Annotated in this window: 4 protein-coding genes; all 4 read right to left on the reverse strand. The window is 35.8% G+C overall.

Annotated features, from left to right (window positions below):
- Positions 1 to 5,288 (reverse strand): leucine-rich repeat protein (locus Q0A18_RS09845; RefSeq protein WP_292009974.1); only part of this gene is annotated, 5,288 nt, incomplete at its 3' end.
- 288 nt (positions 5,289 to 5,576) lie between these two features.
- Positions 5,577 to 5,771, reverse strand: coding sequence for a cold shock domain-containing protein (locus tag Q0A18_RS09850; protein ID WP_292009975.1), 195 nt, complete (start codon positions 5,769 to 5,771; stop codon positions 5,577 to 5,579).
- Between the two features lie 51 nt (positions 5,772 to 5,822).
- Positions 5,823 to 6,494 carry a DEAD/DEAH box helicase gene (locus tag Q0A18_RS09855; protein ID WP_292009976.1) on the reverse strand — a complete coding sequence of 224 codons (672 nt, stop codon included), beginning with the start codon at positions 6,492 to 6,494 and terminating at the stop codon, positions 5,823 to 5,825.
- Positions 6,495 to 6,880: 386 nt separating this feature from the next.
- Complete coding sequence (locus Q0A18_RS09860; protein ID WP_292009977.1) at positions 6,881 to 7,942, reverse strand: ketoacyl-ACP synthase III; 1,062 nt, start codon at positions 7,940 to 7,942, stop codon at positions 6,881 to 6,883.
- Positions 7,943 to 8,053: the final 111 nt, after the last annotated feature.

Below are 8,053 nucleotides of genomic sequence, written 5' to 3' on the forward strand. Positions count from 1 at the left end.
ATATTTTTCTTAAACATGGTTCCTCCGCTTATAACGGTTACCATATAAACACCGGACAGCTGAGATGCTATATTAAGTTCTATCATACTTTCGTTTTTGAAAGTTTTATTTATTATGGTCTGACCTGTTATGTTAGTGACATAAATCGTACCCTCAGGAATTTCTGTTAAATAAACAGTAAAGATTCCCGTAGTAGGATTCGGACTTATCTGGATCTGAGATTTTATTGATTCTACAGATTTGTTTTCCAGAATTTCAATATTTTTTGCTAGAGCTTTTGCTAAAGACTGCATCATTGGAGGGTTAGCAATGAGATCAGCAGTAAACCTCGGTTGATCTTTAGAACAACGAACAGGAACTCCCCAGTAAGGATTCATTTGTTCTGCAGGTCTCATTCCGTTATATCCTTCATAGGCTCCTTTGGCGAAGCTTAGCCCTAATGCTGTTCCTGTCTGGTTATCAGACATAGTGGCAGACCATAATCCACCAAATACTTTAGGATAATAAACACTTCCTCCATAGTTACCATTAGGAGTGAATCCTCTTATTCCTGTTGTAGGAATCTGTCCTATGCGGTATTCGGGATCATTAAATGCCCATCCTCTGGCTTCTTCTGTATTACCAATTCGGATCATTGTTCCCTTATAAGTAGCAAAGTTTTCCGGTGATTTAGGTCCCCATGCAGGGCTGCAGGATCCACCTGCCCAAGTACATTCATAAGCGTATGTACCTTCTTTAAACCATGGTGAATTAACGGCTCCTATACCCTGATCCGGAACTCTCCATCCTTCAGGACAAGGGTCAAATGCCGATTTTTCAACAGCATGTCCCCATAATTCAGGCATAGATTTAGGAAGCCAGTTTCTTGCTCCATTAGGCCTGTAAGTGAATAATAAAGGATTTTCAGAGGCCTTTTTTAAAGCACTCATTACGGTAGGAGTTTCTGTAAAGTTTGCATATTGAGTGAAACTTTGTACATAGGAAGCTCCATTGATCGATTGATAAGTTATAGAACCTGTGGTATTTGAACCTAGATAAATGCTATAATTATAATCTCCCGGATATCCATCCACTCCGGAAACATTCTGGAAAGTAGGAATTGGATCTTTTCTTCCCCACTGATAATGAATTCCTCCTGTTTTTCCATATATTGAGGGATTGTCTGAAGCTACATCAAATTCCAAAGCACCTAAGTTACGGTCCATAAATGTAGTTGTTAATGGTATAAGACCACTTCTAGTACTGAACATTAAGAAATCTTTATGTTCAGCAGGCTTGGTATCTGAAAATCTTTTCTCAGTAGTATAGGTTACAGGATTTTCTATAGGGTTATTGTTAGGAACCCAGATATGCCAGCTCCATAATACAGGATCACTTGAATTTCCATTAATTCCGGAATGTAAAGAAACTACCGCATTTCCTGATTTATTAGGAGCAACAGTTACCTGAATAGATCCGTTTTCATTAGATCCGTTTAATGCTACATTCGTTAGTAAACCTGTATCGGTAGTCCAGTATACATTTACGGACTGAGTTTCATTTGCTTTTGGCCAGTCATGTTCTGTCAGATACTGATTGTAGACGGCATAAGCCTTATTAACAGGGATAGTAACCGATTGAGCCTGGCTGGATTTTACCAGCAGATAACTATTCGGATTTTCTAAACCTTCGGTATAATCCTTAACTTCAGCGGGAAGATATTGAGTTACAAACCAATCTATTTCAGAACCTCTAGGGTCCTTAGAACATCGAACCGCTCCGCTTCCGCTATAAGTATCAATGTGATACCATCCTTTACGTTGAGTGGAATCATCACCCAAAGCCTGCGTCGGGTCTGAGATTATATGCATTCCTCTGGCAATTCCGAAGATATCCATGGAAGCTCCCCATAAAAAGCCTTCTGAACCTTGATCCTGATAGTACGATTTTCCGCTTGGATATTTTACATAATGTCCGGTAAGAGCATATTGTCCTATGTGATAATTTTCTTCACCCTGTACAAAGTCAAATCCTAATCCGGGATAAATTTTTGCAGATGGATAACGGTTATTCTTTCCGGAAATAGTTTCTCCTCCAACTCCGTCAGCAGGAACATTATATGAATTTCCCCAAGGTGAGTATTTAGGATGTCCGGTAAGGCCATGTGCATACGAAGGAACTCTCCATCCTGATGGACAAGGGTCAAAAGGAGATTTTAACTGGTTTTGATAAGAAACAACATTTTGCTTGCCCTCAGTATTATCAGACCACAAATCAAATCTCATTCCACTGTTATGCTTCTCTTTTGAGAACCAAAGTTCACTATCAGTAGCCCCATTGATAAACTTCAATGGATTTTGTGTGGCATACTTAATATTTCCGTTCATCTCATCATTTGGGCGTATCACAAATATACTACTGTGGTTTGTAAGGGTGATATCACCAAATAATTGAGTGGAAATGATAGGTAATGCACCATCCTTATCAATCATAGGAGGGAAAGGATCTTTTCTTCCCCACTGATATAGAAGTCCTCCGGTCTTATTCCATCCATATCCTAAGAAAGTGTTACTGGAAGCACCTAAATTACGATCCATAAAAGTGTTGGTCCAGTCAACGCCAGGAGCATTGTTTTTATACGCAATAGCACTTTTTGTAGGATCATCAGTTACCCATATATGCCAGCTCCAATACACCGGATCAGTCTGAGGATTTCCTGTTGATCCTACGTGAAGTGCTATTAATGCATTTCCTTTTCCTTTAGCCTTATTTATTCTTACATTGATTTTAGAGTTTTCACCATTCTGATTGACAGAAGCAGACTGGATTAATCCCTCAACATCTTGCCAGTATACAGAAGCCGAAAGTATTCCGGAAGGAATTGATTGTTTGTCCAGATACTCATTCTTGCTCCACATGGCATATGCTTTGGCTACCGGTATTTCCAATCCTCCGTAGTTGTTATCTTTAGCTTTGTCAATATCAAATATGTAACTGTTAGGAGCATAAATTGCTAATTCTGATGTATTGATAGCTTCGCAATAATTAGGGAAATCATTCCATTGATTAGTTGCCTGATATATAGAGGTAGATTCTTTAGGTACACATAATTGAACTTTTTGCAGATCAATTCCCTTGAAAATATTTATTCCTAACTGTGGTGGAGTAGGATTGTGACTGATAATCTTAACAAGACTTGTACAGCCATCAAAAGCTGAAGTACCTATTTGATTTAAAGCTGAAGGAAGAATAGTTTCTTTTATAGTTGATTTATAAAAGGCTGCTGCTCCTATTTCTTCTACTGTATTCGGAATGCTTACTTCACCTTTAAAACTGGCAAAAGTATACGTAGATATGACTTTTAGGTTTGTAGGTAAAATTACTTTTCCTGCATATCCTGTAAAAGCTCCAACAATAGTCTGTATTAATGGAAATTCTGTTAATTTTAAATTTTTGGAGAAATCTAATTGAGGTACAGTTGCATTTTGAAAGCTCATGACTCCTATGCTTGTTAGCTCTAGGCAATTAGAAAAATCCAGTCCATTTATATTAATACGTTCAAAAGAGCTCTTAGCTATGATTTTTAAGTTGGTAGATAATTTCAGTAATGTAGATGCTGAATTATAAAAGGCTGCTGCTCCTATTTCCTCTACTGAATTAGGGATAACCACTTCTCCCTTAAAACTGGCAAAAGTATACGTAGATATGACTTTTAGGTTTGTAGGTAAAATTACTTTTCCTGCATATCCTGTAAAAGCTCCAGCAATAGTCTGTATTAATGGAAATTCTGTTAATTTTAAATTTTTGGAGAAATCTAATTGAGGTACAGTTGCATTTTGAAAGCTCATGACTCCTATGCTTGTTAGTTCTAGGCAATTAGAGAAATCCAGTCCATTTATATTAATACGTTCAAAAGAGCTCTTAGCTATGATTTTTAAGTTGGTAGATAATTTCAGTAATGTAGGTGCTGAATTATAAAAGGCTGCTGTTCCTATTTCCTCTACTGAATTAGGGATAACCACTTCACCTTTAAAAGCTGCAAAAGCAAGTTCAGGAATAGTTTTCAGGTTGGGAGGTAATATTACCTTTCCAGCATACTGAGAAAATGTTCCTGCTAAATTTATTGTAGATGGGAACTCTGTCAGTTTTAAGTTTTTAGAAAAATCAACCTGAGGTATGTTAGCGGAATTGAATGCTGATGTTCCAATACTGGTTAATTCCAAACTGTTTGAAAAGTCAAGTTCAGTAATAGTGGCCCTTTCAAAAGCACTTCTCTCTATCGTTATTAGGTTTTTCGACAACTTGATCATCGTAGGAGCAGCATTATAGAATGCAGCTACGCCTATTTTTTCTATTGAATCAGGGATAATCACTTCTCCTTTGAAAGCTGCAAAAGCAAGTTCAGGAATCGTTTTCAGGTTGGGAGGCAAAATTACTTTACCTGCATAGCCGCTAAAAGTACCGGTTGGCCATTGTGTCGTTGAGAAATCTGATAATTTCAGATTTTTTGAAAGATCTATTTGTGGAATATTGGCATTATTAAATACAGCCATTGTCATGGTTGTTAATTCAGGGCTATTGGTGAAGTCCAACTCACTGATAGTTGCATGATCAAAAGCATTTTGGTCAATATATTTTAAATTGGCAGATAGTTTTAATAAGGTAGGAGTAGCATTATAAAAAGCAGCAGACCCTATATTTTCAACTGTATTTGGAAGTATAACCTCTCCTTTAAAGCCGGCAAAAGTACATGTAGGTACTGTTTTCAGGTTGGGAGGTAAAATTACTTTACCTGCATAGCCGCTAAAAGTACCGGTTAGCCATTGTGTTGTTGTAAAGTCTGATAACTTTAAGTTTTGAGAAAAATTTAAAGTGTTATTGGGTTTTACTTTAGCATCTTTAAATGCTGCCTGGTTGATCTGACTAAGATCTGGAGATTTACTAAAATCAATCTCATCAAATGTTGCATTTTGAAAAGCGGATATTCCTATAGATTTTAGGGAAACAGGTAAAGTAATTTTACTTAAAGTTTTCCCTTGAAAAGCTCCGGCTGGAAGGAGGTCATCCTCTAAATGTACATTTTCTAAATCCAAATTTTTGAGTACAGTCATTCCTTTGATGGTCTGGAAATCTGTACTGTTAAGAGTTCCTGTAAGAATAAGATCGGTGATCGTATTCTTGTCTGTTCCCATGAGTTGGGATAAAGATCCAGGTGTGCTTACATCATATTCTTTTGATATTTGGGCCCATGTAGTGGTCCAACCCAGTAAGAAAAAGAGAAACACCAAATAATAAGTTTTGGCTTTCATGATAAATTAGTTTTATAATTTTATAAATGTACGGATTGGAATCTGTATCTCTCTTTAAAGTGATATAAATCATCTTTAATCTCTCTTTTTTTGTTGATTTTTAATAAGATTTTTAAAATTCCGAAATGCTATTTTTATAAAAGGTTTAATACAAAAAAACCTCCTGCAAAAGGCAAGAGGTAAATGAACATATAAAAAATATAAGTAATGTAATTGATATCAATTTTCCTCAAACGATACCGTTTATAATGAAATTGAGATTTATTTAATAAGTTGATGATTATAAGCTTAAGCTAATTTTACATTAATAGCATTTAAACCTTTATCACCTTTTTGTACATTAAAAACTACTTTGTCGTTTTCACGGATAGATCTTACTTCTAATCCTGAAGAATGTACAAATATATCGTTTCCTCCATCTGCAGGAGAAATGAATCCGAAGCCTTTTGCTTCATTGAAAAATTTTACTGTGCCTTGTTGCATTGTAATTATTATTAAAAAATTATTGTTATGTGTTATATCCCTGATTTTATTTTAAGAGAAATAAACGGGATGTTGAGATGTTCCTTTTTTCATCGAACTGCCGTTGGTGATGATTTCTTTGGGATTGGTTAATAGGGTATAGGCCAGCTTCTTGATAGACGGTGACATAGATGAAGAAAACAAGAGTGTCTGTTTCTTCAGAGGAATAAGCTTCATGATTTTTTGTATGTCGTTTACAAATTCCAAATCCAGCATTCGGTCTGCTTCATCCAATACGAATATTTCAATCTTGGATAGATCAATATACCTTCTATTCACTAAATCAAGCAGTCTTACGGGAGTGGCAATAAGGACATCTACTCTTTTTCTTAGTGCGGCGAGTTGGCTTCCTTCCAACACCCCTTCAAAAACTGAAAACTGTGATAATGGTAAATATTTACTGTAAACTTCAAAGTTCTCCTCTATTTTTTGGGCTAATTCTTTATTAGGAGTGAGAATTAAAGTTCGTATTTCGTTGTGTTCGGGAGAATACTTTTTCAGTAACTGTAAAATAGGAATAGTAAATGAAGCTGTCTTTCCCAGTCCAGTCTCTGCAACTATAATGTCTCTCCCATCTAAAACATGAGGAATTACAGCATACTGTATTTCGGTAGGTTTAGAATATCCAGCCTCTGTCGCAGCGCGGATAATGGGATTGATTAAATTTAAATTTTTAAAACTCATTATAAATTTCCGGAATTTTCCCATATCAATCTGGTTGTGATTTATAGGGTAAATAAAAATATTATTTTTTTCTTTTCATTACTTGCTTTACGGATCAATTCAAATATTGAATGCAGGGCAAGATGGTGTCATTCTTCTATAAAGTAGAATCATTATTACCTGAATTTTAAACCAATAAAACTGAAGGTAAAATGAGGGTAGCTGAAAAAGCAAAACTGAAAGAAAAAAATGGGAATTTTAAACTGTTACAGAACGGCAAAGGCAGGAACCTGTTTTCTAAATGTCTGGCGAAGTTACAACAAAATAAATTAATAATAGTAAGTTTAAATTATTGATTATCAAAAATATATTCGTAGCTTACGCATTATTTGTAGGATATGGAAGAGTTAGAATTTATATACAAAAGCATTAATATTCATTCCTGCACCCACCGAAGCAAATAAAACTACATCCCCTTTTTTAATTTGATGGGTATCGAGTTCTCCCTTTAAAATCATAGATAGGAGAGAAGGTATGGTGGCAACGCTGCTGTTTCCCAATTTATTAATTACCATAGGCATAATATCAGGAGGTACGGCATGACCGTAGAGCTGATAAAATCGGTTGACAATAGCTTCGTCCATTTTTTCATTGGCCTGATGGATAATTATTTTATTCAGGTCATTAATGGAATAACCACTATTATCCAGGCATTTTTTCATAGCATCCGGAACGTGTATCAATGCAAACTCATAAATTTTCCTTCCGTCCATTTTGATATACTTGGTACTATGACAGCTTTCTTTATTATAAGATTTTCCAAAGTACAGATAATCTTTTTCATGGAAGGTATGGGATGCTGATAAATGAGATTTTATGCCGGAGTCATCATCTTCATTAATTTCTAAAACAACAGCGCCGGCCCCGTCAGCATAAATCATACTGTCTCTGTCGTGAATGTCTACAACCCGGGAAAGGCTTTCCGCTCCTATGACCAGGCAGCGTTTGGCGATATCCGATTTAATGAATGCATTAGCCTGTATGACTCCTTCGATCCAGCCGGGGCAACCAAATAAAAGATCATAGGCTACACAAAAATTATTTTTGATTTTTAATGAGTGTTTTACCCTTGATGCAAGGCTGGGAACGGTATCTGACTGAACAGTACCAAACTGGACATCTCCAAAATTATGGGCAAATATAATATAGTCTAGTGTCTCAGGGTCGATTCCGGAATCTTCTATAGCAGCCTGAGCGGCAATTAATCCCAGATCGGATGTTACCTGATTGTCATCGGCATATCTCCTCTCTTCGATTCCTGTGATTTTTTGAAGCTTATTGATTACTGAAATATTGTCGTCTTTCAATACAGTGCCTTCCTCATTATGGAAAATGTGTTTGTCAAAAAATAAATTAGTTATTTTCTGTGGTGGTATATAATTTCCTATACCTGTAATTTTACTTATCATTCTTGCTTTGGATTTTCTGATTCTTAATATAAAACTGAATAAATAATGGAAAATCCCCAATTATTTAAACAAAACCTCCTGCTTTTAACAAGGGGCTAATGAACATATAAC

This window comes from Chryseobacterium sp., assembly GCF_022712095.1.
Taxonomy (GTDB): Bacteria; Bacteroidota; Bacteroidia; order Flavobacteriales; family Weeksellaceae; genus Chryseobacterium.